The sequence below is a fragment of the Idiomarina fontislapidosi genome (assembly GCF_003226255.1).
GTDB lineage: Bacteria > Pseudomonadota > Gammaproteobacteria > Enterobacterales > Alteromonadaceae > Idiomarina > Idiomarina fontislapidosi.
Window position 1 is genome coordinate 15049 of sequence record NZ_QJST01000015.1, and the last position, 24427, is coordinate 39475.

Genomic DNA, 24427 nt, shown 5'->3' on the forward strand with positions numbered 1-24427 from the left:
ATGGTGATCAGTTTTATTTTTATCTCCTTTCATCGAGGTTGTTCTGAATGTTGAAAAATAACGCCCAAACCTATGACGTCATTGTCGTTGGTGGTGGACACGCAGGTACCGAAGCAGCGTTAGCCGCAGCTCGTATGGGATCGCGTACTTTATTGCTGACACATAACATTGATACGCTAGGACAAATGTCTTGTAATCCAGCGATCGGTGGTATCGGTAAAGGGCATTTGGTCAAAGAGATCGATGCACTCGGTGGAATCATGGCTAAAGCCGCCGATAAAGCAGGGATACAGTTCAGAACATTAAACTCATCAAAAGGCCCTGCAGTACGTGCAACAAGGGCTCAAGCTGATCGTCAATTATATAAACAAGCCATTCGTTACGCGCTAGAAACACAGCCCAATCTAACTTTGTTTCAACAGGGTTGTGACGATCTGATCGTTGAAAACGATCAGGTGACCGGTGTAGTCACTCAGATGGGCCTTAAGTTTCATGCCCGCTCTGTAGTGCTCACAGTAGGTACATTTTTAGGCGGACGAATTCATATCGGTCTTGATAATTATCAAGGCGGACGAGCAGGCGATCCGCCCGCAAACGCATTGTCACAACGCTTGCGCGCTTTACCATTGCGTGTGGATCGGTTGAAAACTGGTACACCGCCACGTATCGCGAGTCATTCAATTGATTTTTCTGTGATGCAAGAACAACCTGGCGACAACCCAACACCTGTTTTTTCATACTTGGGAACGCGTGCGGATCACCCTCAACAAATTCCGTGTTATATCACTCACACCAATGAACAGACGCATGATGTTATTCGCTCAGGATTAGATCGCTCACCGATGTACTCTGGTGAGATTGAAGGTGTTGGTCCACGCTATTGCCCATCGATTGAAGATAAAATTGTGCGTTTTGCCGACAAAGCTTCGCATCAGATTTTTGTTGAGCCTGAGGGGTTAAACACGTTTGAAGTGTATCCAAATGGTATTTCAACAAGCTTACCTTTTGATGTGCAGCAACAGTTAGTGCAATCAATTCGTGGTTTTGAGAACGCGGTGATTACCCGTCCAGGTTATGCGATCGAGTATGACTATTTTGATCCTCGCGATCTCAAACAGTCGCTAGAAACCAAAGTGATTAATGGTCTATTCTTCGCTGGTCAAATAAATGGCACGACAGGCTATGAAGAAGCCGGCGCTCAAGGCCTAATCGCGGGTCTTAATGCAGCACGTTTAGCGCAAGATAAGGAAACTTGGTCTCCACGCCGTGATCAGGCGTACATGGGCGTGTTAATTGACGATCTATCAACCTTAGGCACGCAAGAACCGTATCGTATGTTTACCTCTCGTGCTGAATATCGCTTACTATTACGCGAGGATAATGCTGACATCCGTCTAACCGAAAAAGGCCGGGAGTTGGGTCTGGTTGATGATCAACGTTGGCAGGTATTCAACCTGAAGATGGAAGCGATCGAGCAAGAAAAGCAACGTCTGCGCAGTACCTGGGTCCATAAAGATCACCCAGAAATTGAAAGTATTAACGCGTTCGTTAAAAGCCCGATCACTAAAGAAGTCAGTGGTGAAGAGCTGTTACGTCGTCCAGAGGTAAACTACCAGCAGTTGGTAAAAACCTCGTTCTTTGAACCTGGGTTAACGGATTTAGCCGCTGCGGAACAAGTTGAGATCCAAACAAAGTACGCAGGATATATCTCGCGTCAGCAAGATGAAATTGCCAAGCAACAGCGTCATGAGAATACTCGTTTACCTAATCAGTTTGATTACAGCAGTATCAAAGGATTATCCAACGAAGTGATTGCTAAGCTTAATCAGCATCAGCCAGAAACCGTGGGTAAGGCTGCGCGTATTTCTGGTATCACGCCTGCAGCGATATCAATGCTACTTGTGCACCTTAAAAAACAAGGCCTACTCAGAAAAAGCGCTTAAGGGATGAGTTTGAAAGAAAAACTAGAGTATTTATTGGCACGGACTGATGGTTCGGTTCGTGCATCAATTTCGGACGAGCAAGTGGTTAAACTCGTCAAATTGGTTGAATTGCTCGACAAATGGAACAAGGCGTATAATCTCACATCAGTTCGTGACCCGAATGAAATGCTCGCGAAACACATCGTCGATAGTTTGGTTGTCATGCCCCACTTAAAGGGCGAACAGTTTATTGATGTTGGCACAGGTCCAGGGTTGCCTGGCTTGCCATTAGCGATTTGTATGCCAAACTGTGAGTTTGTGCTGTTGGATAGCTTGGGCAAACGCATTCGTTTTATTCGACAAGTATGCCACGAGCTCAATATTACCAATGTAACAGCTGTGCAAAGCCGTGTTGAGGCGTATCAAACACGCTTACACGATTTTGACGGTGTGTTAAGTAGAGCCTTTGCGTCGCTTAATGATATGCTTGCATGGTGTCATCATTTACCAAAGCCTTCAGGTTGTTTTTACGCGCTAAAAGGCACGTATCCTGAGCAAGAGATCACCGATCTTGATCCACAGTTTGGTATTGACGACGTGCATCGATTATCGGTGCCTGGTTTGGAAGGCGAGCGACACATGGTTATTATCCGTCCAATTAACGCCCATTAATAATAAGAGGTGATGCACCCGTGGCTACAACTATTGCGATAGCTAATCAAAAAGGCGGCGTAGGCAAAACCACCACCGCAGTGAACTTGGCCGCATCAATGGCGGCAACCAAGCGCAAAGTGTTGCTGATTGACCTCGATCCTCAGGGTAATGCGACGATGGGTAGCGGTGTCGATAAATATGATGTCGATAACACCGTTTACGAGCTACTGGTGGACGAAAAGCCAGTTAAAGACGTTGTTGTCACCGATACCAATGGTAAGTACCACTTGATCGCTGCGAATTCAGACGTGACGGCAGCCGAGATTAAGTTAATGGAGTTTTTTGCGCGCGAAGTACGGCTTCGTAATGCGTTGAAAAGTGTGCAGGATGATTATGACTTTATTTTCATCGACTGCCCTCCTTCATTAAACATGCTGACAGTGAATGCAATGGCTGCAGCTGACTCTATTTTGGTACCGATGCAGTGCGAGTATTATGCACTCGAGGGATTGACTGCTTTGATGGATACGATTAGACAGCTTGCCGAAGTCGTTAATCCGAGCCTGACAATCGAAGGCATTCTGCGTACCATGTATGATCCGCGCAATCGTCTTGCCAATGATGTATCAGAGCAGTTGAAACAACACTTTGGTGAAAAGGTCTATCGTACGGTGATTCCACGTAACGTACGCTTGGCTGAAGCGCCTTCGTTTGGTGCGCCTGCTATGTATTATGATAAATCATCGACCGGCGCCAAAGCGTACTTGTCGTTAGCAGGTGAGATTATCCGACGCGCCGAAAAACGCGATAAAGAAGAACAAGCAGTCAATTCATAAAAAACGATTAGTAAGGGTTGGGGAAATAAACGTATGTCGCCGAAGAAACGTGGTTTAGGTCGAGGATTAGACGCTTTATTGACGAGCAATTCGGCGAGTCAACAACGCCAAGATGGTCATCAAACGCAAGTTGAGGATGATACTAATGCGTTGGTTAAGGGCGAACTGCAAAAGTTACCTATTGAGCAGCTAAAACCTGGGCGTTACCAACCCCGCAAAGATATGTCCCCTGAGGCACTTGAAGATCTCGCTGCCTCTGTCAAAGCACAAGGCATTATTCAGCCAATTGTCGTACGTATTGTGGCTGAAGATGAGTACGAGATTATCGCAGGTGAACGCCGTTGGCGCGCCGCTCAGTTGGCAAAACTGGAGCGTGTTCCATGTTTAGTCAAAGACGTGCCCGATGAGGCAGCTGTAGCGATCGCACTGATTGAGAACATTCAACGTGAAGATCTCAATGCCATGGAAGAAGCGACAGCGCTGCAACGACTGCTTGATGAATTCAATATGACGCATCAAGACGTTGCTCAAGCTGTTGGTAAGTCACGTACCACAGTGACGAATTTACTCCGCCTCAATAATTTGGAATCTAGTGTTAAGTTATTACTTGAACGCGGTGACATTGAATTAGGTCATGCGAAACTATTACTAGCGCTCGAAGGCGAGCAACAAGCCACTGTGGCTCAGCATATCGCAGCAAAAGATATGACTGTGCGTGAAGCGGAAAAACTTGTGCGTAAAACTATCGAGCCTCCCAAACAACAAGACAAACCCAAACCGGATGCCGATATTGAGCGTTTGGAGACGTCGCTCTCAGAACGTCTTGGCGCTAAGGTATCGATCAATCATGGAAGAAAGGGCAAGGGTAAGGTCGTCATCAATTACACTAACTTAGACGAGTTAGATGGCATATTAGCGCACATAAAATAGGCCTGTTGTCACATTTGTAACGGGTATGTTAAGTAGCATTAAACTCAAAGGCTGTAGCCAAATTTGTTTGCATTTAGCAGGCAGATCTTTATACTAGCGCGAGTTTAATTGCGCCTGTTTAAAAATAGGTCAACAACCAAATTTTGATAAAAGGTTCAATAGTGACTCAGCCCCTTGCTTTGGCAGGAAAAAAACTCGCACGAAAAACGGTTTTGAGTCAGTTAGTTGTGTCGTTAGGCACAGCCATTGTAGCCTTTTTAGTTGGTCAAACAGATGCTGCAACAGCAGCTTTTATGGGTAGTTTATCGGCAATCATACCCAATGCTCTGTTTGGCTGGATTGCGTTTAGATATGCGGGCGCAAGAGCAAATCAACAAGTGGTCAAGAGCTTCTTTGTTGGTGAAGGCGTTAAGCTGATACTTACAGCAGTAATGTTAAGTTTAGTTTTACTGCTTACAGATTCTAATGCATTGTGGTTACTTGTAGGCTTTATTTTAGCCGTAGTTGCACAGTGGATTGCACCGATTTTGTTTTTAAAATCAACGTAACTGGGAAACAACATGGTAAGTGGAGAGCAAACTCCGACTCAGTATATTCAACACCACCTTCAAAACTGGACGGTTGGTGAAGGATTCTGGGCGGTAAATGTCGATACTATCTTCTGGTCCGTGTTACTAGGTGTGCTATTTCTGTGGAGTTTCCGCAGAGTAGCCAAAAAATCCTCTGCGGGGGTACCTGGTAAATGGCAATGCTTTGTCGAAATGGTTGTCGAGTTTGTCGACAACAGCGTCAAAGAGTCATTTCACGGCAAAGATAAACTCATTGCACCTTTAGCTTTGACCATCTTCGTCTGGATATTCCTGATGAACTTGATGGACTTAGTACCTGTGGACTGGCTGCCAACTGCGGCAATGTACACGGGCTACTGGCTAGGTTTCGTTAATGATCCGCATGACGTGTATTTCAAAGTCGTTCCTACGACCGACCTGAATACTACGTTCGCGTTAAGCTTAAGTGTGTTTGCTTTGATCATTATTTACTCGATCAAATACAAAGGCATCAAAGGCTTTGCCAAAGAAATGACGTTCACGCCATTTAATCATTGGGCACTTGTGCCGGTGAACTTTGTGCTTGAGAGCATTACCTTACTTGCGAAGCCTGCTTCATTGGCATTGCGTTTGTTCGGTAACCTCTACGCGGGTGAATTGATCTTTATTCTTATTGCGATGATTGGATTATTCCAGTTACCAGCGCATTTTGCCTGGGCGGTATTCCACATCCTCGTTATCGTGTTACAAGCGTTTATTTTCATGATGTTGACCATTGTTTACCTAAGCATGGCATCATCTGAACACTAAGTTTTGTTTTACTTTTATTTTTTAACTTTAATCTACTGAAAATTGGAGATATCAATGGAAACTGTAGTTGCTTTTACCGCTATCGCTGTATCAATCATGATCGGTCTTGCTGCGTTGGGTACAGCGCTTGGCTTCGGTATGTTGGGTGGCAAATTCTTGGAAGCGGCAGCTCGTCAACCTGAACTAGCGCCTCAATTACAAGTTAAAATGTTCATCGTTGCAGGTCTTATCGATGCTATCGCTATGATCGGTGTTGCGGTTGCTTTGCTATTCACATTCGCAAACCCGTTCTTAACTCAGGTAGCAGGCTAAGCGCGATTCGACGGTCACCAAATAAAGGAGGTCCGTTGTGGATATCAACGCTACTATAATTGGACAATCGATCGCGTTCGCCGTGTTCGTGTGGTTCTGCATGAAGTTCGTGTGGCCACCGATCATCAACGCAATTGAAGAGCGTCAGAAGAAAATTGCTGATGGTCTCAATGCTGGTGAACGTGCTCAAAAAGATTTAGAGAAAGCCCAGGAAGACATCGCTGAACAGCTTAAAGAGGCTAAACAGCAAGCGGCTGAAATCATTGAACAGGCTAAAAAGCGTGGCGCTAAAATCGTCGAAGACGAGACTCAGCGTGGACACGAAGAGCGCGAGAAAATCGTCGCGTCTGGTCATGAAGAAGTCGAAGCTGAACGCCATCGCGCTCGTGAAGAGTTGCGTAAGCAAGTCGCTGTACTGGCGGTTACTGGTGCTCAGAAAATTATTGAGCGTGAAATTGATGAGAACGCTCATCGCGACATCGTTGAAAAACTGGTCGCTGAACTTTAATCAAGGGGTTTGAGCTTATGTCAGAACTGACTACTGTCGCTCGCCCCTACGCAAAAGCAGCTTTTGATTTTGCTTTGCAACAAGGAGCGCTCGATAAGTGGGCCGAGATGTTGTCTTTCGCCGCTTCAGTGGCAAAAGATGACCGTATGGCGAGCTTTTTGAGCAGCTCTGCTACCGTTGGTCGCACGAGTGAAGTGTTTATCGGAGTATGCGGTGACGCATTAACCGAACAAGCACAGAATCTTATTAAGGTGATGGCAGAAAACGAACGTTTAACTGCCCTTCCAGCGGTGTTGGAACAATTTAACGTGCTCCGTGCAGATTACGAGAAGGAAATTGTCGTAGATGTAACTGGCGCGGTCGAAATGTCGGATGCTCAGAAAACTGAGCTTTCTAAGGCACTCGAAGCACGTTTGCAACGCAAAATTAAGCTGAACTGCAGTGTAGATGCGTCAATGATTGGCGGATTAACCATTCAAGCAGGCGATACCGTTATTGACGGTTCTCTGCGTGGCAAGCTAGAACGTCTTGCCTATGCACTGCAATCCTAATTGGGGACTTGAGCATGCAACTGAATTCAAATGAAATCGCAGAACTAATCAAAGAGCGTATTGAGAAGTTCGAAGTCACCAGCGAAGCGCGTAACGAAGGTACCATCATGTCTGTACAAGACGGTATCATTCGCGTTCACGGCCTTGCAGACTGCTTGCAAGGTGAGATGATTGAGCTTCCTGGAAACCGCTACGCTATCGCATTGAACCTTGAGCGTGACTCTGTTGGTGCGGTTGTAATGGGCCCTTATGCTGACTTGCAAGAGGGTGTAAAAGTTAAATCTACGGGTCGTATCCTCGAAGTACCTGTTGGTAACAAGTTGCTTGGTCGTGTAGTTAACACGCTAGGTCAACCTATCGACGGTAAAGGTCCTATCGAAGCTGAAGGTTACGAGCCTGTTGAAAAGATTGCACCGGGTGTTATCGATCGTCAATCAGTTGATGAGCCAGTACAAACCGGCTACAAATCAATTGACTCGATGATTCCAGTCGGCCGTGGTCAGCGTGAGTTGATCATCGGTGACCGTCAGACTGGTAAAACAGCACTGGCAGTTGACGCAATCATCAACCAGAAAAACTCTGGTATTAAGTGTGTTTACGTCGCAATCGGTCAGAAAAACTCAACTATCTCTGCAGTTGTTCGTAAGTTAGAAGAGCACGGCGCAATGGAAAACACCATTGTTGTAGCAGCTTCTGCTTCTGAATCAGCAGCGCTTCAGTATTTGTCAGCATATTCTGGCTGTACTATGGGCGAGTTCTTCCGTGACCGCGGTGAAGACGCGCTTATTATCTATGATGACTTGTCTAAGCAAGCAGTTGCTTACCGTCAAATCTCATTGCTTCTTCGCCGTCCACCAGGTCGTGAAGCATTCCCTGGTGATGTTTTCTATCTACACTCGCGTCTACTTGAGCGTGCTGCTCGTGTTAACGCTGACTACGTAGAAAAGCACACTAACGGTGAAGTGAAAGGTAAGACCGGTTCTTTGACTGCGTTACCTATCATTGAAACACAAGCGGGTGACGTATCTGCGTTCGTACCGACTAACGTGATTTCAATCACTGACGGTCAGATCTTCCTTGAAACTGACCTGTTTAACTCAGGTATTCGCCCAGCGGTTAACGCGGGTATCTCAGTTTCTCGTGTCGGTGGTGCTGCACAGACTAAAATCATCAAGAAACTAGGTGGCGGTATCCGTCTTGCCTTGGCGCAGTATCGTGAATTGGCGGCATTCGCTCAGTTCGCATCTGACCTTGATGAGTCTACTCGTGCTCAACTTGAGCATGGTCAGCGCGTTACCGAGTTGATGAAGCAAAAGCAATATAAGCCAATGAGCGTTGCTCAAATGGCTGTATCAATTTACGCCGTTGAGAAAGGCTTCCTGAAAGATGTGGCTATCGACAAAATCATGGATTTTGAAGAGTCTCTACAATCATTCATGGCGAGCGAGTTCTCTGAGCTGATGGCTGAAATTGATAAAACCGGAAACTATAACGACGACATCGATAGCCAATTGAAAGCGGCACTTGAGAAATTCAAGCAAACGCAATCATGGTAATTGGCGGTGGCCGCTAACAAGCGGCCATTTGTCGTTGAGTTAAAGGAGAATCATCATGGCCAGCGGTAAAGAGATAAAGACACAGATCTCGAGTATCGGCAATACTCAGAAGATCACTAGCGCTATGGAAATGGTGGCTGCGTCTAAAATGAAAAAGGCGCAGGAACGCATGGACGAAAGTCGTCCTTATGCGGACACCATTCGCAAAGTGATTGGTCATGTCGCACGCGGAAACATCGAGTACCGTCATCCATTTATGGAAGAACGCGAAGTGAAACGTGTGGGCTACATTGTGATTTCTACCGACCGCGGTTTATGTGGTGGCCTTAACTCGAACGAGTTTAAAGCCGTAGCAAAACACGCAAATGAGTGGAAAGAGCAAGGCGTTGAGGCCGATTTTGCTGCTATCGGAAGTAAAGCAACAGGTTTCTTCAAACGTTTTGGCGGTAAGTTACAAGCCCAAGTATCGGGGTTAGGTGACAAGCCAGAACTTAAGGAGATTACCGGTTCAGTTCAAATTATGTTGGACGCTTTTGAAGAAGGTAAGATCGACCGCTTGTACGTGGTGTACAACAAGTTTGTTAACACCATGACACAAGAGCCGACCATTCACCAGTTGCTGCCATTGCCGCAAGCAGGAAAGGACGAAAATGTCCAAACGGGTAGCTGGGACTACTTGTACGAGCCAAACCCTGAAAGCATTCTCGACACGCTTATCCGTCGATATGTTGAGACCCAGGTGTATCAGGGTGTTGTAGATAACTTCGCCAGTGAGCAAGCTGCTCGTATGATTGCGATGAAAGCTGCAACTGACAATGCTGAAGACCTTATTGATAAACTTCAGCTGCAGTACAACAAAGCTCGTCAGGCAGCGATTACGCAAGAAATTTCGGAAATCGTCTCCGGCGCCGAAGCGGTATAACGCGGCAACGGTAAAAGAATTGAAGAGTTAGAGGAATAGTCATGAGTCAAGGTAAAGTCGTACAGATTATCGGCGCCGTTGTGGACTTTGAGTTTCCACAAGACGCAGTGCCAAAAGTATACGACGCATTGAAAGTGACCGAAGGTAACCTTGAAGGCCTAGTGCTAGAAGTTCAACAGCAACTAGGTGGTGGTATTGTTCGTGCCATCGCAATGGGTACTACCGACGGTTTGCGTCGCGGCATCATCGCTGAGAACACCGGTGAGCCGATCATGGTTCCAGTGGGTAAGAAAACTCTGGGCCGTATTATGAACGTATTAGGTCAGCCTATCGATGAAGCGGGCCCTATCGGTGAAGAAGAGCGTATGTCTATTCACCGTGCAGCACCTACGTACGAAGAACAATCAAACACCAGCGATTTGCTTGAGACCGGTATCAAAGTCATCGACTTGATCTGTCCTTTCGCGAAAGGTGGTAAAGTTGGTTTGTTCGGTGGTGCGGGTGTTGGTAAAACCGTAAACATGATGGAGCTTATCCGTAACATCGCTATCGAGCACAGCGGCTACTCAGTATTCGCAGGTGTTGGTGAGCGTACTCGTGAGGGTAACGACTTCTATCACGAAATGAACGATTCAAACGTTCTCGACAAAGTATCATTGGTATACGGTCAGATGAACGAGCCACCAGGTAACCGTCTACGTGTTGCTTTGACTGGTTTGACCATCGCTGAGAAGTTCCGTGATGAAGGTCGCGACGTATTGTTCTTCGTTGATAACATCTATCGTTACACCCTAGCCGGTACTGAGGTATCTGCATTGTTGGGTCGTATGCCATCAGCGGTAGGTTACCAGCCTACATTGGCTGAAGAGATGGGTGTACTTCAGGAACGTATTACATCAACCAAGACAGGTTCAATTACCTCGGTTCAGGCCGTTTATGTTCCTGCGGATGACTTAACGGATCCATCACCAGCAACTACCTTTGCTCACTTGGATGCAACGGTCGTACTTAACCGTGATATCGCGTCACTAGGTATTTATCCTGCGGTTGACCCGTTGGATTCAACCTCGCGTCAGCTTGATCCATTGGTTATTGGTGACGAGCACTACAACACAGCGATGGGCGTTCAGGAAGTTCTTCAACGTTATAAAGAGTTGAAAGACATCATTGCTATCTTGGGTATGGATGAATTGTCTGAAGAAGACAAGCGTACCGTTGCTCGAGCACGTAAGATTCAACGTTTCTTATCACAGCCGTTCTTCGTAGCTGAAGTATTTACTGGTGCGCCTGGTAAGTACGTTTCGCTCAAAGATACAATCGCTGGCTTCAAGGGCATCCTTGAAGGTGAGTACGATGATCTTCCAGAGCAAGCTTTCTACATGGTAGGTACCATCGAAGAAGCGATTGAAAAAGCCAAAAACCTGTAACCAACTGGGAGGTTTAAATGGCGACACAAACGTTAAATCTGGAAGTCGTTAGCGCAGAACGTCGGTTATTTACCGGCGTTGTGCAAACGGTCCAGGTGTCGGGTAGCGAAGGTGAATTGGGTATTTACCCAGGTCACGCACCTTTACTGACCAAAATCAAGCCAGGTATGGTTCGATTTGTGAGTGAGGAAGGTCAAGAAGAACTGCTGTATGTTGCCGGTGGTGTTCTTGAAGTGCAGCCAGGTCAGGTGATTGTACTTGCTGATGTTGCAGTACGTGGTGATGAATTGGACGAGCAAGAAGCGGAAGCGGCACGTAAGCGTGCGGAAGAGGCCATTGCAGATTCCGGTTCAGACATGACGTATGCTGAAGCAATTGCGGAATTATCACGTGCAATGGCGCAGCTTGAGGTTATTCGTAAGCTCAGACGTTAAAAATTAGCAAAAAAGCGTTTAAAAGGCCTTGTTGTCGGTACAACAAGGCCTTTTTTGTATGTAGAATATGGGTAAATCTCAACAAATGAATAACAGTAAGGGTGCAATGCATATGAAGCTTCGCGTAGTCATTTTGGCAGCAGGCAAAGGAACAAGGATGCGTTCAAGTCTTCCAAAAGTATTACATACGGTGGCCCATAAGCCGATGGTGCAGCATGTTATTGATTGCGCAAAGCGCCTTAATCCTCATGCCATTAATCTTGTTTATGGTCATGGTGGGGAGCTATTAAAAGAAGCCATTAATGATGCATCTTTGCACTGGAATGAACAAAAGGAGCAACTCGGCACGGGTCATGCTGTTCAGCAAGTGAGCGATGAATTGCAAGCCGATGAAAAAGTGGCGATCTTATACGGTGATGTTCCTTTATTGAAGCCTGAAACACTTGAGCAGCTCCTTGTAGCAAGCTCACAAACCGATTTAGGTTTGTTGACGATGAAACTGGACGATCCCACCGGCTATGGGCGGATTATTCGTGATGAGTCAGGTCATGTAACTGGAATCGTCGAGCAAAAAGACGCAAATCCAGAGCAGCTAAGTGTTAATGAAGTGAATACCGGTATCATGGTAGCCTCAGGTGATGCGCTCAAGCGGTGGTTAAGTGCCCTCTCTAACGATAACGCTCAGGGCGAATACTATCTTACTGATATTGTCGCAATGGCGGCGTCAGAGAATGTACAGATTGCGTCGACTCATCCGAGTGAAACAACCGAAGTCGAAGGTGCGAATAATCGTATTCAACTTGCGGCTCTAGAACGTGCGTATCAGCGTCGTGTTGCCGAGCGACTGATGACCGAGGGCGTTACCTTGATGGACCCTACTCGATTCGACTGCCGCGGAACAATCACCGTCGGCAATGATGTGGTGATTGATGTTAACGTGGTGCTTGAAGGCGATGTTGAACTCGAAGACGGTGTTGTAATCGAACCAAATACCGTTATTCGAAATAGTCGGATTGGCAAGAACACCCGCATTAAAGCGAACAGCCATATTGAAGACGCACAGATAAAAACCGGTTGCCAAGTTGGTCCTTTCGCGCGCTTACGTCCAGGGGCTATCCTCGAGAATGGTGCGCAAGTAGGTAATTTTGTTGAAATGAAAAAATCACGTTTAGGTGAAGGCTCGAAAGCCAGTCACTTAACCTATTTAGGTGATGCGGAAGTCGGCCGCAATGCAAATATTGGCGCGGGCACCATCACCTGCAATTATGATGGTGTTAATAAATCGAAAACAATTATTGGCGATGGTGCGTTCATCGGCTCAAATAGTTCGTTAGTAGCGCCAGTAACCATAGGCAAGGATGCAACGGTTGGCGCTGGCTCAGTGATTACACGGGATATTGATGATCGCCACTTGGCAGTCGCTCGTGGAAAGCAAAGAAATATTGATGGCTGGCAACGACCCAAAAAGAAGGAACAATAATTATGTGCGGTATTGTAGGAGCGACGTCGGAACGACGTGTTAGCGGAATTTTACTAGAAGGTCTAAAACGACTTGAGTATCGTGGTTACGACTCGGCTGGTATTGCTGTTATTGATAAGTCGCAGCATTTACAGACGATTAAACGTACCGGCAAAGTACAAGCATTAGCGGATGCCATTGATGAAACCCCTGTTGATGGCACTATTGGTATTGCGCATACGCGTTGGGCCACCCATGGTGGCGTGACCGAGCGTAATGCCCACCCTCACCTATCAGAACACGAAATTGCAGTGGTGCATAACGGCATCATCGAAAACCATGAGACTTTACGTGAGCAATTACAAGCGTTGGGTTACGAGTTTGTAAGCCAGACTGACACCGAAGTAATTGCTCACCTGATCCACCATGAGCGCAAGACCCACAACGATTTGCTTGATGCCTTAAAAGCAGCGGTAAGGCAGCTCGAGGGTGCCTATGGCACTGTGGTGATGGACACTAAAGACCCAGAACGACTGGTTGTTGCTCGTTCAGGAAGCCCGCTTGTTATCGGTGTTGGTATTGGTGAAAACTTTGTTGCTTCGGATCAGTTAGCGTTGCTCCCTGTCACGCGCAAGTTTATTTACCTTGAAGAAGGTGATGTAGCGGACATTAACCGCTCTGATATCAAGATCTACGATAGTGCTAACGAAGCCGTTGAGCGCGAAGTCATTGATTCTGATGTCAATTACGATGCGGGTGGTAAAGGCCAATATCGTCACTTCATGCTAAAAGAAATTCATGAGCAACCTATCGCTGTGCGTAATGCGTTGGAAGGTCGTCTATCGGAAACGACAGTGCTTGATGATGCGTTTGGCGAAGGCGCTGCGGACTTGTTTAAAACCATTGAGCATGTCCAGATTATTGCCTGTGGCACCAGTTATCATGCTGGAATGGTGGCTAAGTATTGGCTCGAATCAATGGCAAATATCTCGTGTAATGTCGAGATCGCATCTGAATTTAGATACCGCCAGTCGTTCGTCCGCCCTAACAGTTTGCTCGTGACCATTTCGCAAAGTGGCGAAACCGCCGATACATTGGCTGCACTTCGTCTTTCAAAAGAAATGGGCTATCGCGGCAGCTTGACGATTTGTAACGTGGCAACGTCATCTATGGTGCGTGAATCCGATCTTGCATTTATGACACGTGCTGGTGCAGAAATCGGCGTGGCATCAACCAAGGCGTTTACTACCCAGCTTACTGGTTTATTGATGCTTACCGTGGCGATTGGTAAGTACCGTGGTATGAATGAACAACAGCAAGCAGCTATCGTGAAGGCGCTGCAAACACTGCCAGCTAAGCTTGAGGAAGCAGTCGAGTTGGACACTGAAATCGAGGCACTTGCCCCCGATTTCGCCAGCAAAGACCACAGCCTGTTCTTAGGTCGCGGTAACCAGTACCCCATTGCGATGGAAGGTGCCTTGAAGCTTAAAGAGATCTCGTATATTCACGCTGAGGCATATGCAGCGGGTGAGCTTAAGCATGGTCCATTAGCACTGATCGACGAAGAAATGCCGGTTATCGTCGTTGCACCTAACAACGAGTTGCTCGAGAAGCTTAAATCAAATGTTGAAGAAGTGCGCGCCCGTGGCGGCATTATGTATGTGTTCTCTGATAAGAACGCACGCTTTACCAGTGATGACACGATGAACGTTTTAAATGTTTGTCACTGCGATGAAGTCATTGCGCCTATCGTGTACACCATTCCTCTGCAGTTGTTGTCGTACTACGTGGCCATCATTAAAGGCACGGATGTCGATCAACCAAGAAACCTTGCGAAGTCAGTGACGGTTGAATAACCGTCACTGAGTTTGAGGGTGTGGCTGTCGGCGTACATTAAAGTTCTTAATAAACATTAAAGATCTTAAATGAGACATTAAAGTTATTAAATTCTTGCTAGTGGAGATTTTAATGTCAATTACCATACCTAAAAAGAATTCTCCTGACTCTGAGTTTGAGGTTCTGTGGCAACTTTGTCGAAAGATTGGAAGTGGAACTACAAGAGATGTTTATGATATTCCAGATCATGACCTTGTTTTAAAGGTGGTCAAAGTGCCATCTCATTTGACCAATTGGAACGAAATTGTCCTGTATCAGATGAAATCACATCTGAATGAACTTGGTGAAATTTCATCATGGAGCCGTTCAGGGAAGTTTCTGGTAATGGAAAAGCTAAGAGATTTGGATAAGACTGAGTGGAGCCGTTACACAATCCCTTCATACTTGACCGACAGGAAAATAATAAACTACGGTAAAAATTCCTCAGGCGTAATTAAAGCTCGTGATTACGGAACCATTAAGCGAAGGTAGAGCGTGATAGTGTGTTGCCAATTTGTCAGAAATATATTTATTTTTAGTTCGATTAGAAAGGTTGAGGGCGAAAACGCCCTCATTCGTTAATCTAATTCTTTGCATCGATTACACTTTCTTTTGCCTCCTGTTCCTTGTCGTCTATTGCGAGTCTCGATGTTATTGCCCTCAGTGCATTTGGTGTTGTCGTGATAAACATCAGAATTTACAGCATGCCAAGGTTGAGTTTTCATTGTGAATTTCCTTAGATTGATTTGAAATTTAAAGGTAGCTCAATATTTGATCAATTGTAAGTTGTTACCAAAGGAATAAAATTGCTCCAATGAAGATGCGACTTTTTCTTGGCCTGCTTATTTAATCTGGTTCAGAGTTTGTAGTCGTTTAAAGCGGGAATCTGGCTATGCTGGACTGAGAAGATCGCGAGAGTAATGTGCGTCCAGAATAAGTTTCCGAATTGACGGTTACTATTCCTGAAAAGAAGGCGCGATTGATATTAGACGAATTGGTTTGTGGGCAGTCAATTCAGATAGGGTTCTTTCTGTCCGTTTAATCACTATTTTGGATATTTCTAATTCGTCGCTACTTAATACTAAATAATCTTGTAAATCTTCTGAAGCCATTTCTAGCATGCTTGGCAGTTCATTCGTAATGAGGACTTGCTCGATAGAATCGATATTTAATTTAAGTACAGCTTTAATTTCGGATACTGTAGGCTCGACTAACTCTTTGAATATTGAACGTGAACATGTTGAAAGTGCTTTAACTAGGTCTACTCGCCCTTTTTTGTTGCAGAGCACTTCCTTCATACCGGTTAGTATTTCTCTTTTATTAGGTTTATCGACGGATTCGCTCAAAAATCTTTCAAAGTCAATAAAGTACCCAAAAGTAGAGAGTCCTATGCTGCTAGACTCCATATTTTTTACGCCGTCATCAACAACCAATGCAACGTTCGAGTGAATTATGGCGTTTCTTAGTTCACACAGAAATGCGTAATAAGTGCAGGGGGTATCGTATAAAGCTGACCTTTTCTCTATAGCCCATTTTTTTGATTGAGTGCTGAATATTTTTGCTAGATGAGAGGGCAGTAGCTCTGGGAAACGCATAAACGCAGCCAAGTGTGAGATAAGTATATGATCTGCTCGCGCAAAAATTTCATTGCTAATTATAAACTCGTTAAAATCTCTCTGTTTTACGTCAATCGCGTGCGAGATAACTTCTCGTTCAAACGAGTTTAGGTTGGTTTTGAATACCGCGTATTGATTTGCCAACTTGGATACTTCTGATATTCGCTTATGTGAGCTTTTAAGTACGGCAAAATCTCGTTTGCTAATTTCCACAGTTTGTCTGAAACCACGCTTTAGTATTGTTATCTTCTGCATAAAAGATCCAAAAATTAGTAACTTAGAGCTAAAGATAGCTTACCTTGATAAAGATAGAAACTCAGTTATGCTGAAACAAAGCAAATCGAGTTGATGAGATGGCAAAATCAAAATACTCGCTGAGCGAGGCGCAGATTGCGAAAAGAATAAAGGAAGGACGCGGATCTGGCTCCGGCGCAGACTATAGCCCTTGGGTGCGGGTCGATGAAGTTCCATCTTTAGGCCGATCCCGACAGGTCTACTCTCACCTTACCAAACGCATCCACCACCTACTTTCTGATCTCGAATTTGCTGTATTCCTTCTGCTTGATAACAACCCTTCCGTTACTGATATACGTGAACAATTCCCTCTGATTCGCGATGACACGCGGGATATCGCCCGGGAAAATAACTTACCTCACCCTGCCAACAATGGCGTCGATACGGTCATGTCGTCAGACTTTTTAGTTGATTCCACAGACAAATCAGAGCCCAAATTCGTGCTACAAGCCAAGTATACGGATAACTTTGGTGATGCCCGCACTATCGAGAAGCTAGAGATTGAACGTCGTTACTGGAAGCAAAAGGAGCTTCCCTGGTATCTCGTTACTGAGCGTGAAATTGATCCAGTGGCCAAGGCAAATATTGACTGGCTGTATGTTGTTAAAGGAGAGCTGGAGTCGGGCGACAAGGTTCTCACGGCGTCGAGTCTTGCGATGTTTAAAGCGGTAGTCGCGGATAACCTGGGGCTCAATATTATTGAGTTGTGTAAGGTCATTGACCGAGCTTATGATCTTGAGCTGGGTGAGTCACTTTATGATTTAAGAGTGCTCTGCGCATCCCGGGTTATTACGTTTGATGTCAGAAAGCCGTTCAGAAAACTGAGTGGAAAGGATTTTACGTGTCACGAGTTAGAGAGCTTGGGAGGCGCGGTGAATGTGGCGAGTTAATGATGTTGTTGAATATGACAACAAGCGGTACCGCATCTTATTCGTCGAGAGCACCCGGCTTGTTTGGTTGTGCATTGATGAGAATAAAGGAATACCCACCTCAGAGTATATTGATGTACTTGAAGACTTAGTTGCTTCCGGCCAACTCATTCGTGTTGATGACCCTTTCGCTGAACTTCAGGTACTCACGCCGGAAGATGGCAGCTCTGACTACAAACACCGTGAAAAAGCTTACCAAGCGATTAAAGACATCATCGCAGATGAGAAAATGTATTTTAAAAAAGAGCGTGCAGCTCTTCTGAAAGGTGCCGCTGAAGAATCAGAAGTCAGTGTTCCCACACTCTACAAATACTTGAGACGGTACTGGCAACGAGGGCAGCTTAAAAATGCGCTGCTTCCCGACTTTAAGAACTCCGGTGCGGCTGGTAAGCCTCGAAACTTCAAAGACAAAACACCCGGGCAACGTCGAATACACACCCCGGGAACCACGGTGCCGTTAAATGATGATATACGGCGACTGTTCCGGCGCACGATAGAAACGGTGCTACTTAACGACAAGAATATGTCTGTCAGCTATGCGTACCGGAAGTTTGCTTCGGCTTATAAGTTCGCAAATCCCGATGCCAGCGAAGAGCAGATACCGACCTATCGGCAGTTTCAGCATTTTTATCTTAGTGAATACGAAAGAACTGACAAGCTTATTGCACAAACTCCAGTAACTAACTACCGCAAAGATATAAGGCCATTACATGGCACAGCAACCGAGCAAGCGTTAGGACCAGGGAGCCGTTACGAAATTGATGCAACAATAGCTGATATCTACCTAGTCGATGATGACGATTCCGAGAAAGTCATTGGGCGACCAACCATATACATGGTGATTGATGTTTTTAGTCGAATGGTAGCGGGATTTTACATAGGTGTAGATAACCCGTCTTATGTGGTTGCGATGAAGGCTTTAACGTCCAGTTTTGGCGATAAAACCGAAGTGTGCAAGAAGTTCGGTATCGATATTTCGCCGGAAGACTGGCCGTCAGTTGGTTTGCCCGATGTTGTTCTAGCCGACAGAGGTGAGTTAATGAGCCATCAGGCTCAGTACCTTATTGAAGGGTTAGGCGTTCGATTGGAGAGTGCGCCACCCCGTCGTGGTGATGCTAAAGGTATAGTTGAGCGCTTTTTTAAGACTATTCAGGGCACCTTCAAACCCTATTTACCGGGTGTTGTTGAAGGAAACCGGATCAAAAAACACGGTGAGAGTGATTATCGTGCGGAAGCTAAAATCTCAATGAGCGACTTCACTGAAATAATGCTTAACGCCATTATTAATCACAACCTGCATAAGCCCATGAAAAAGTATGACCGGGCAGCGGACATTCCGGAAGATGTTCCTTCAATTCCCATACACCTTTGGAACTGGGGCATTCAGAACCGTGTAGGTAAACTTCGAAATGTTGATGTGAACCTTGCCCGGATCGTTTTATTGCCCAGGAAGAAAGTTACGGTTTCCGAGCAGGGCGTAAAACTTTGGGGTCTGACATATACCGGCCGGGAACTGATTGAAGCCGGATGGATGCATCGGGACTCATCCGTTAAAAGACCGAAAGGCCTTATGGCTGCTTACGACCCGGGAAGCGCTAACCATATTTATTTGTTTCCGGAAGTGGGTAAGAAACTGTTCTGGATTTGTGATTTATCGACTCGAAGCCGTGAGTTTCGAGATCTTACCTGGAAGCAAGTTTGGGAGAGGCAGCAAATCATCAAAGGTGCTCACGCAAAAGCTGAAAAGGGATACGCGCCTAAAGCCCGGGAACTTGATCAGCTTATTGAAGATAAGGTTAAAAAAGCGACCAAGGGTGGTAGAGGGTCAAAAAGCAGTGATGCTGAGCGTATTCGCAACATAAAGAAAAATAAAGCTGAAGCCAGAGAACAAGAGCGTCGGGATACTGCAGTTCGCCCAGAACGAGAGAATAAGAAAGAACCGGCAAAAGTGGTTCCGATTAAGCACTCAAATGATGAGACTTACGATTATCCTGATTATCTCTCAGAGCTGTTTGGTGATGACTCGGAGCCGAACTCATGACATTTGGTGGCATTGAATCAATCACAGCCGGTTATCATGATACAGGCGTCGAAAGTTACCGAGGCAACCCTCTTATTGAGGCTTTACCGCCGATAAAGTCGGTAAAAGATATTGCTGAGTCTTTGAAAATTGATGCTCATTGTCGACCGGAAGACTTACTTGCTTCGGGACACGTCAGAGCCCACTCAATTAGCCGTCTCACAGATGAGTTCTTTCAACCGCTATCAACACACGTGCAACTGGAAGAGAAGCTGTCCATTATGATCCGTGGTGGTTATGTTGGCCGCAATCCAAAAAATGGATCAAGACAAAAGCACCTTCAGAACGGTTACGAGCGATTATTAACGGGCGACCTATCGGCCTTTCGCTTTGATGAGGTGAAATCAACCGCTCAAAGTATGTCGATTATTGGTTGCTCTGGCAGTGGCAAAACGACGACCATCGGCCGGGTACTCTCTGGTTATCCCCAAGTCATTTACCATCCGGACTATAATCTTGAACAGGTCGTTTACCTAAAAGTTGATTGTTCGTTTGATGGCTCTCTTAAAGGTATTTGTCAGAACTTTTTCAGAGCGTTAGATCGGGTTCTTAATACTCACTATGAACAACGCTACGGTATGAAGCGACATAGTGTAGAGAACATGCTGGCTATTATGGCGCAAATTGCCAATTCGCATGCCCTGGGTGTTCTTATTATTGATGAGATCCAGCATTTGAGCCGATCAAAGTCAGGTGGCTCTGAGAAAATGCTGAATTTCTTTGTCACACTGGTAAATACCATTGGTTTACCGGTTGTTCTCGTGGGCACCCCAAAAGCAAAAGAGATATTTGAAGTCGACTTGCGCTCAGCAAGACGTAGTGCGGGATTCGGCGCGATTTTTTGGGAGCCAATGAAAAAATATCAGTCCAATGGTCGCCGGGGCGAATGGCATGCATTCACTAACAAACTTTGGAAGCTTCAATGGCTCAAACATCGCGATGAGCTGTTAACGGATGACATCAGAAACACTTGGTACGATTTAAGCCAGGGCGTACTGGATATTGTTGTTAAGTTATTTGTCTTAGCTCAGTTAAGAGCCATTGCGACAGGAATAGAGCGCATAACCTCCGGCTTATTGCGACAAGTCTATCAGGATGAATTGGGCCCGGTGCATCCTATGCTGGCAGCACTTCGCTCGAACGACGCAGAAAAAATAGCGGAGTACTCAGACCTACGGTTAAAGGATACGGATAAACGCCTACTTGAATTGCAGTCCCAGATTGATGAAGCGTCGATTGCCTCGGATGAAATTGATGAGCTGGTGTCGGACGATGAAAAACGACTGTATATGATGCTCAGTCAGTTTGGATACGATGATAGCTCTCTGCTTCTTGAAACGATTAAGCGGGCTTTCAAAGAACATCCTGACGCATCGCTTCAGGAACTATTGCCCATTGTATCGTCGTGGTTATCTGCTCCAGAGCATGATGACGTAAAAGCGCCACCCAAAAAGCAAAAGACTAAGCGCCTGAAAAAAGATGAGTGGCATACGCTACCGACAGAAGACCTGAGGTTTTTATCTTCGCAAAGCAGTTCCAAAGACGAAGCTTATGAAACGCTTAAATCGTCCGGGCTCATATTTCCGATGAACAAATGGATGGATAAGGTCGGCTGAAATGACGAATGTCCCTGTCCCCTATCCTAATGAACTGATTTACAGTGTCATAGCGAGGACAGGCGTTAATGAAGCCATTTCCAGCCCTAAGCAGTTGCTCGATGAAATCTTTGGCAACCGTAAGGTGATATCAACGTTAGATTTACCCAGCCATATTGAGAAGATCAGCCAACACTTGGCAAGAACAGGTCAATATTCTGCTGAAAAACTGATTTACCAACATACCCTATTCCCTTTTTATGCACCGTTCGTACCCGAGTCAATTCGACAGCGTGCGATAAAACTCATGTCAGGGTTCAGCAATGGTGCGGTTCATATGATGCTCGGTGTCGCTGCATCAAGAGTAAAGGCAGTAAACCATTTTCGTCTTTGCCCCTCCTGTATGGAAAACCAAATCAGGGATTACGGAGAAACCTTCTGGGATAGACGGTGGTTTATTCCTGGACTCAATAACTGCGTATGTTCCGCATGCCTGAAGAGTTTACCGGAAAGTTGGCAAGAGCATAGACACGCCTACGTTTTGTGCCCTGCCACTACAGAAAATGAGCTAGAAGTAACCGGGAAGACTCCACCTGGCTTGTTTAAGCTGTGCTCATCAGCAAACGAGGTCTTATCGCTACAGGCAATGGAGTCCGCTTCATTTGACCAGTGGACGTCTTTTTATCAAGCGTTAGCGGCTGACAATGCGATGACCAGAGGGCGCTACGCAGACCATGAGAAGATAGCCGAAGCATTATTGTCCTGTTTTCCGAGCTCTGTTCTTCAAGAGCTTAATTTAGACTTTGACGTCAAAAATGACACGAACTGGCTGAAAACTATTTTCCGTAAACACCGGAAATCATTCAGTGCCTTGCAGCACTTAATGGTATGGCAAGCATTAAAATTGAAGGGGACGGTCGCGGAAACGATCCATGAAGTAAAGAAAAAGCGGGTCGTACCTATTCGCCGTCTTGTTAAGCAAAAGACCAAAGGGCAAGTCGATATCTATCGAACGAAGTGGCAATCACTACTGCGACGATTAGAAATAAAGGAAGCGAGGCGTGCTGAAGGAGGCGTTTATGCATGGCTTTATCGGCATGATAGGAAATGGTTAATAGACTTTAATGCAGGCAGGAGACGGAAACGTAACGGGCATAAACCGATAAACTGGCATTACCGTGACTTAGCATTAACGCGGCGATGCTTAGAGCTTATAGCAGAAAAGGACTCTGATCTAAGCTCTCCCCGGTTATCTAAACTTTGGTTGATTAACCACCTTCCCCATGGTCGTTCATCTGCTAAAAAGCTCACTAAGCTCCCAATATTAAATCACTGTCTTGATACTTACTCGGAATCCATAACGGATTATCAAATAAGAAGACTGACTTACACTGCTTACCAACTTCTGCGTCAGCATGAAGAGCTGGCTCACTGGCGTCTGTTGCGACTGGCTGGATTAAGTATCGAGCGGATTACTGATGAAGCTAATAACTTTTTAAGAGAGGTCATTCTTCGTGTCAGACACTAGATTTAAAAATATTGAGAACAATTCGGAACTGCTGCATCTGGGCGATCTCTTCCGAAGCACGACAGCAAAATATTGGCGTATTAATGTTTGGTTGAGTCCGATACAGAATAAGCGTCATGCCGCCTTCTCTAACTTACCCATGCTTGCCCGGGGGCGGGTGCTGAACGCCACAGGTGAAAAACCTAAGCGTGACAGAGCTTCTTGCTCTATCACACGAGATTCAATAATTAGTGAATGCAATTTGAACGAGTTTCCGGAGTTCGCCTACGCGTCACTTGCAAAAGTAGAAGCGCGTCAAAAAGGATTCCTGATTGAAACGCCCGGGAAGCCAAGTTTTATCATTCCACAGCTAGAGCTTGCCCGTGTTTTGTTTTTACACTCGAGCTATTTGTGCCGAGCGGCACTTACCTCTGAAACATTAGCGCATGAGTTTGACGTCCAGGAGCGTTTAAACGAGGGAAAAGTGATTGTTAATGTCTTAAAGCTATCCACTTTTCCAAAAAAAGCGTTTGATGATGCTGGTACTCGGCGGATGTTGGCTTGGCTGTTAATAGACCGTAACGCTCGTAAGTCATTTGAAAGCATTTTTCGGCACTATAAGCAGTATTCCAGAGTGAATAACGGCTGGGAAATGTGGACGTTTTCATTTGAACCGCCTGAAATGCTCGGTTGGTTTTTTACCTTCCATGGTCGAGTAGATGAAACCAACAATAAGTTCTTTGTAGAAGAGATTACCGATTTAACCTTTCACGGAAGCCTGCCGGATAGAGTACTGTTCCAGCACGATTCGTTTAAACGCTATGAAAATAAACGAAATGGAGGCACGCCAAACGGTTCTCCGTGGACACAGCGCCCCGAAGAGCATGAAATCAATGATGATGAAACTGCATCGAATAATAACGAACCCGTTATTTTGAGAAACGACACCCATACCATTAATTTCCTTGGGCATACCCAAACCGCCAAAGTGAATGAGGTAGTCGATAGTGATAAAGGAGCTTCGAACCCTGAACCCAATGAAGTTGCCAGCGAAGAAGTCAGTAGCGATGAACCCACGGAGGGCGGGAAACTTCCGGCGGCTGACTTTTCAGGACCTAATGACGCGACTGATTTAAGCCGAATGTGTGAGAGTCGCTTTGAGGCTTTTAACCATATGTTGGAACTGCTTCAGAAAAACGGAGTGACTTTGTTGTCAAAAGAGACAACAGCTCTGCCGCAGTCAGGACGAGGTCAAAAGCATTTATTGAAGAACGGTGAGCCTAGGGTCATTTGTTGCGCTGAGGTGAGCTTTGAGGGACGAAATGCGTATATTCTGGAGGTTGATACGTCAGATGGCGTTAGTAAACTGTCATCAAAAGTTTTTAGAGTGAGTGGAATCAGGCTGCAAGAGGTTTGGAGTAGATTAACCGAGAGTATCACTGAGAAAACTCTGAGTTGGCCCACATCTGTTATAAAAAGCGAGTTCGACGAGAAAAGTGTTTCAAGTGTGCGCCATCCAAGTAATGAAGGAGCTGGCAATGGAAATATTCCTACTGAAAAGCTGCATGTCTGGAGTGAAAAGTTTTTGAACTTGATTTAAATTCATTAGAGAACTTCGGACTCAATAGAGTTAAAAGTAGTTGATATTAAAAAACTATTATG

Annotated in this window: 22 protein-coding genes; 21 read left to right on the forward strand and 1 reads right to left on the reverse strand. The window is 45.5% G+C overall.

What is annotated here, in order from left to right; genetic code table 11:
• The first annotated feature begins 47 nt into the window (after positions 1 to 47).
• The 16 genes from mnmG to DFP83_RS12220 all read left to right on the forward strand — a co-directional run bounded on the left by mnmG (position 48) and on the right by DFP83_RS12220 (position 15236).
• Positions 48 to 1943 (forward strand): tRNA uridine-5-carboxymethylaminomethyl(34) synthesis enzyme MnmG, encoded by a 1896-nt coding sequence (gene mnmG / locus DFP83_RS12145; RefSeq protein WP_110576122.1) that lies wholly within the window; start codon positions 48 to 50, stop codon positions 1941 to 1943.
• Positions 1944 to 1946: 3 nt separating this feature from the next.
• Positions 1947 to 2594 carry a 16S rRNA (guanine(527)-N(7))-methyltransferase RsmG gene (gene rsmG / locus DFP83_RS12150; protein WP_181416418.1) on the forward strand — a complete coding sequence of 216 codons (648 nt, stop codon included), beginning with the start codon at positions 1947 to 1949 and terminating at the stop codon, positions 2592 to 2594.
• 20 nt (positions 2595 to 2614) lie between these two features.
• On the forward strand, positions 2615 to 3412 hold the full coding sequence (locus DFP83_RS12155) for a ParA family protein (RefSeq protein ID WP_110576124.1): 798 nt from the start codon (positions 2615 to 2617) through the stop codon (positions 3410 to 3412).
• Positions 3413 to 3445: 33 nt separating this feature from the next.
• The gene (locus DFP83_RS12160; protein ID WP_110576126.1) at positions 3446 to 4342 is read left to right on the forward strand and encodes a ParB/RepB/Spo0J family partition protein; all 897 of its coding nucleotides are present in this window, start codon (positions 3446 to 3448) and stop codon (positions 4340 to 4342) included.
• 161 nt (positions 4343 to 4503) lie between these two features.
• Positions 4504 to 4890, forward strand: a complete 387-nt coding sequence (locus tag DFP83_RS12165; protein ID WP_110576128.1) for an ATP synthase subunit I — start codon at positions 4504 to 4506, stop codon at positions 4888 to 4890.
• Positions 4891 to 4902: 12 nt separating this feature from the next.
• Entirely contained in the window at positions 4903 to 5700 is a 798-nt protein-coding gene (gene atpB / locus DFP83_RS12170; protein ID WP_110576130.1) for a F0F1 ATP synthase subunit A, read from the forward strand.
• Between the two features lie 54 nt (positions 5701 to 5754).
• A complete protein-coding gene (gene atpE, locus DFP83_RS12175; protein ID WP_006954753.1) occupies positions 5755 to 6012 on the forward strand; it encodes a F0F1 ATP synthase subunit C in 258 nt (85 codons plus the stop codon).
• Between the two features lie 37 nt (positions 6013 to 6049).
• Positions 6050 to 6520 carry a F0F1 ATP synthase subunit B gene (atpF, locus tag DFP83_RS12180; RefSeq protein WP_071462822.1) on the forward strand — a complete coding sequence of 157 codons (471 nt, stop codon included), beginning with the start codon at positions 6050 to 6052 and terminating at the stop codon, positions 6518 to 6520.
• 17 nt (positions 6521 to 6537) lie between these two features.
• A complete protein-coding gene (atpH, locus tag DFP83_RS12185; protein WP_110576132.1) occupies positions 6538 to 7071 on the forward strand; it encodes a F0F1 ATP synthase subunit delta in 534 nt (177 codons plus the stop codon).
• Positions 7072 to 7085: 14 nt separating this feature from the next.
• Positions 7086 to 8627 (forward strand): F0F1 ATP synthase subunit alpha, encoded by a 1542-nt coding sequence (gene atpA / locus DFP83_RS12190; RefSeq protein WP_110576134.1) that lies wholly within the window; start codon positions 7086 to 7088, stop codon positions 8625 to 8627.
• Positions 8628 to 8682: 55 nt separating this feature from the next.
• Positions 8683 to 9549: a F0F1 ATP synthase subunit gamma gene (gene atpG, locus DFP83_RS12195; protein WP_110576136.1), complete on the forward strand. Its 867-nt coding sequence runs from the start codon at positions 8683 to 8685 to the stop codon at positions 9547 to 9549.
• 41 nt (positions 9550 to 9590) lie between these two features.
• The gene (gene atpD, locus DFP83_RS12200; protein WP_110576138.1) at positions 9591 to 10976 is read left to right on the forward strand and encodes a F0F1 ATP synthase subunit beta; all 1386 of its coding nucleotides are present in this window, start codon (positions 9591 to 9593) and stop codon (positions 10974 to 10976) included.
• Between the two features lie 17 nt (positions 10977 to 10993).
• The gene (locus tag DFP83_RS12205) at positions 10994 to 11410 is read left to right on the forward strand and encodes a F0F1 ATP synthase subunit epsilon (RefSeq protein ID WP_110576140.1); all 417 of its coding nucleotides are present in this window, start codon (positions 10994 to 10996) and stop codon (positions 11408 to 11410) included.
• A 112-nt stretch (positions 11411 to 11522) separates the two neighbouring features.
• Positions 11523 to 12890: a bifunctional UDP-N-acetylglucosamine diphosphorylase/glucosamine-1-phosphate N-acetyltransferase GlmU gene (gene glmU / locus DFP83_RS12210; RefSeq protein ID WP_110576213.1), complete on the forward strand. Its 1368-nt coding sequence runs from the start codon at positions 11523 to 11525 to the stop codon at positions 12888 to 12890.
• Positions 12891 to 12892: 2 nt separating this feature from the next.
• Complete coding sequence (glmS, locus tag DFP83_RS12215; protein ID WP_110576142.1) at positions 12893 to 14725, forward strand: glutamine--fructose-6-phosphate transaminase (isomerizing); 1833 nt, start codon at positions 12893 to 12895, stop codon at positions 14723 to 14725.
• A 112-nt stretch (positions 14726 to 14837) separates the two neighbouring features.
• Positions 14838 to 15236 carry a hypothetical protein gene (locus DFP83_RS12220; protein ID WP_110576144.1) on the forward strand — a complete coding sequence of 133 codons (399 nt, stop codon included), beginning with the start codon at positions 14838 to 14840 and terminating at the stop codon, positions 15234 to 15236.
• 464 nt (positions 15237 to 15700) lie between these two features.
• On the opposite strand, the gene DFP83_RS12225 is transcribed toward DFP83_RS12220, so the two are convergent.
• On the reverse strand, positions 15701 to 16615 hold the full coding sequence (locus DFP83_RS12225) for a hypothetical protein (protein ID WP_110576146.1): 915 nt from the start codon (positions 16613 to 16615) through the stop codon (positions 15701 to 15703).
• Positions 16616 to 16713: 98 nt separating this feature from the next.
• Here DFP83_RS12225 and DFP83_RS12230 point away from each other — a divergent pair, with 98 nt between their 5' ends.
• The 5 genes from DFP83_RS12230 to DFP83_RS12250 are packed head-to-tail and all read left to right on the forward strand — an operon-like array spanning position 16714 to position 24365.
• A complete protein-coding gene (locus tag DFP83_RS12230) occupies positions 16714 to 17544 on the forward strand; it encodes a TnsA endonuclease N-terminal domain-containing protein (RefSeq protein WP_110576148.1) in 831 nt (276 codons plus the stop codon).
• Positions 17531 to 19624 carry a Mu transposase C-terminal domain-containing protein gene (locus DFP83_RS12235; protein WP_110576150.1) on the forward strand — a complete coding sequence of 698 codons (2094 nt, stop codon included), beginning with the start codon at positions 17531 to 17533 and terminating at the stop codon, positions 19622 to 19624. Before DFP83_RS12230 ends, DFP83_RS12235 begins: the two co-directional genes overlap by 14 nt.
• Positions 19621 to 21279, forward strand: a complete 1659-nt coding sequence (locus DFP83_RS12240) for an AAA family ATPase (protein WP_110576152.1) — start codon at positions 19621 to 19623, stop codon at positions 21277 to 21279. Before DFP83_RS12235 ends, DFP83_RS12240 begins: the two co-directional genes overlap by 4 nt.
• Before the next feature lies 1 nt (position 21280).
• On the forward strand, positions 21281 to 22786 hold the full coding sequence (locus DFP83_RS12245; protein ID WP_110576154.1) for a TnsD family Tn7-like transposition protein: 1506 nt from the start codon (positions 21281 to 21283) through the stop codon (positions 22784 to 22786).
• On the forward strand, positions 22773 to 24365 hold the full coding sequence (locus DFP83_RS12250; RefSeq protein WP_126753162.1) for a Tn7-like element transposition protein TnsE: 1593 nt from the start codon (positions 22773 to 22775) through the stop codon (positions 24363 to 24365). Before DFP83_RS12245 ends, DFP83_RS12250 begins: the two co-directional genes overlap by 14 nt.
• Positions 24366 to 24427 lie beyond the last annotated feature (62 nt).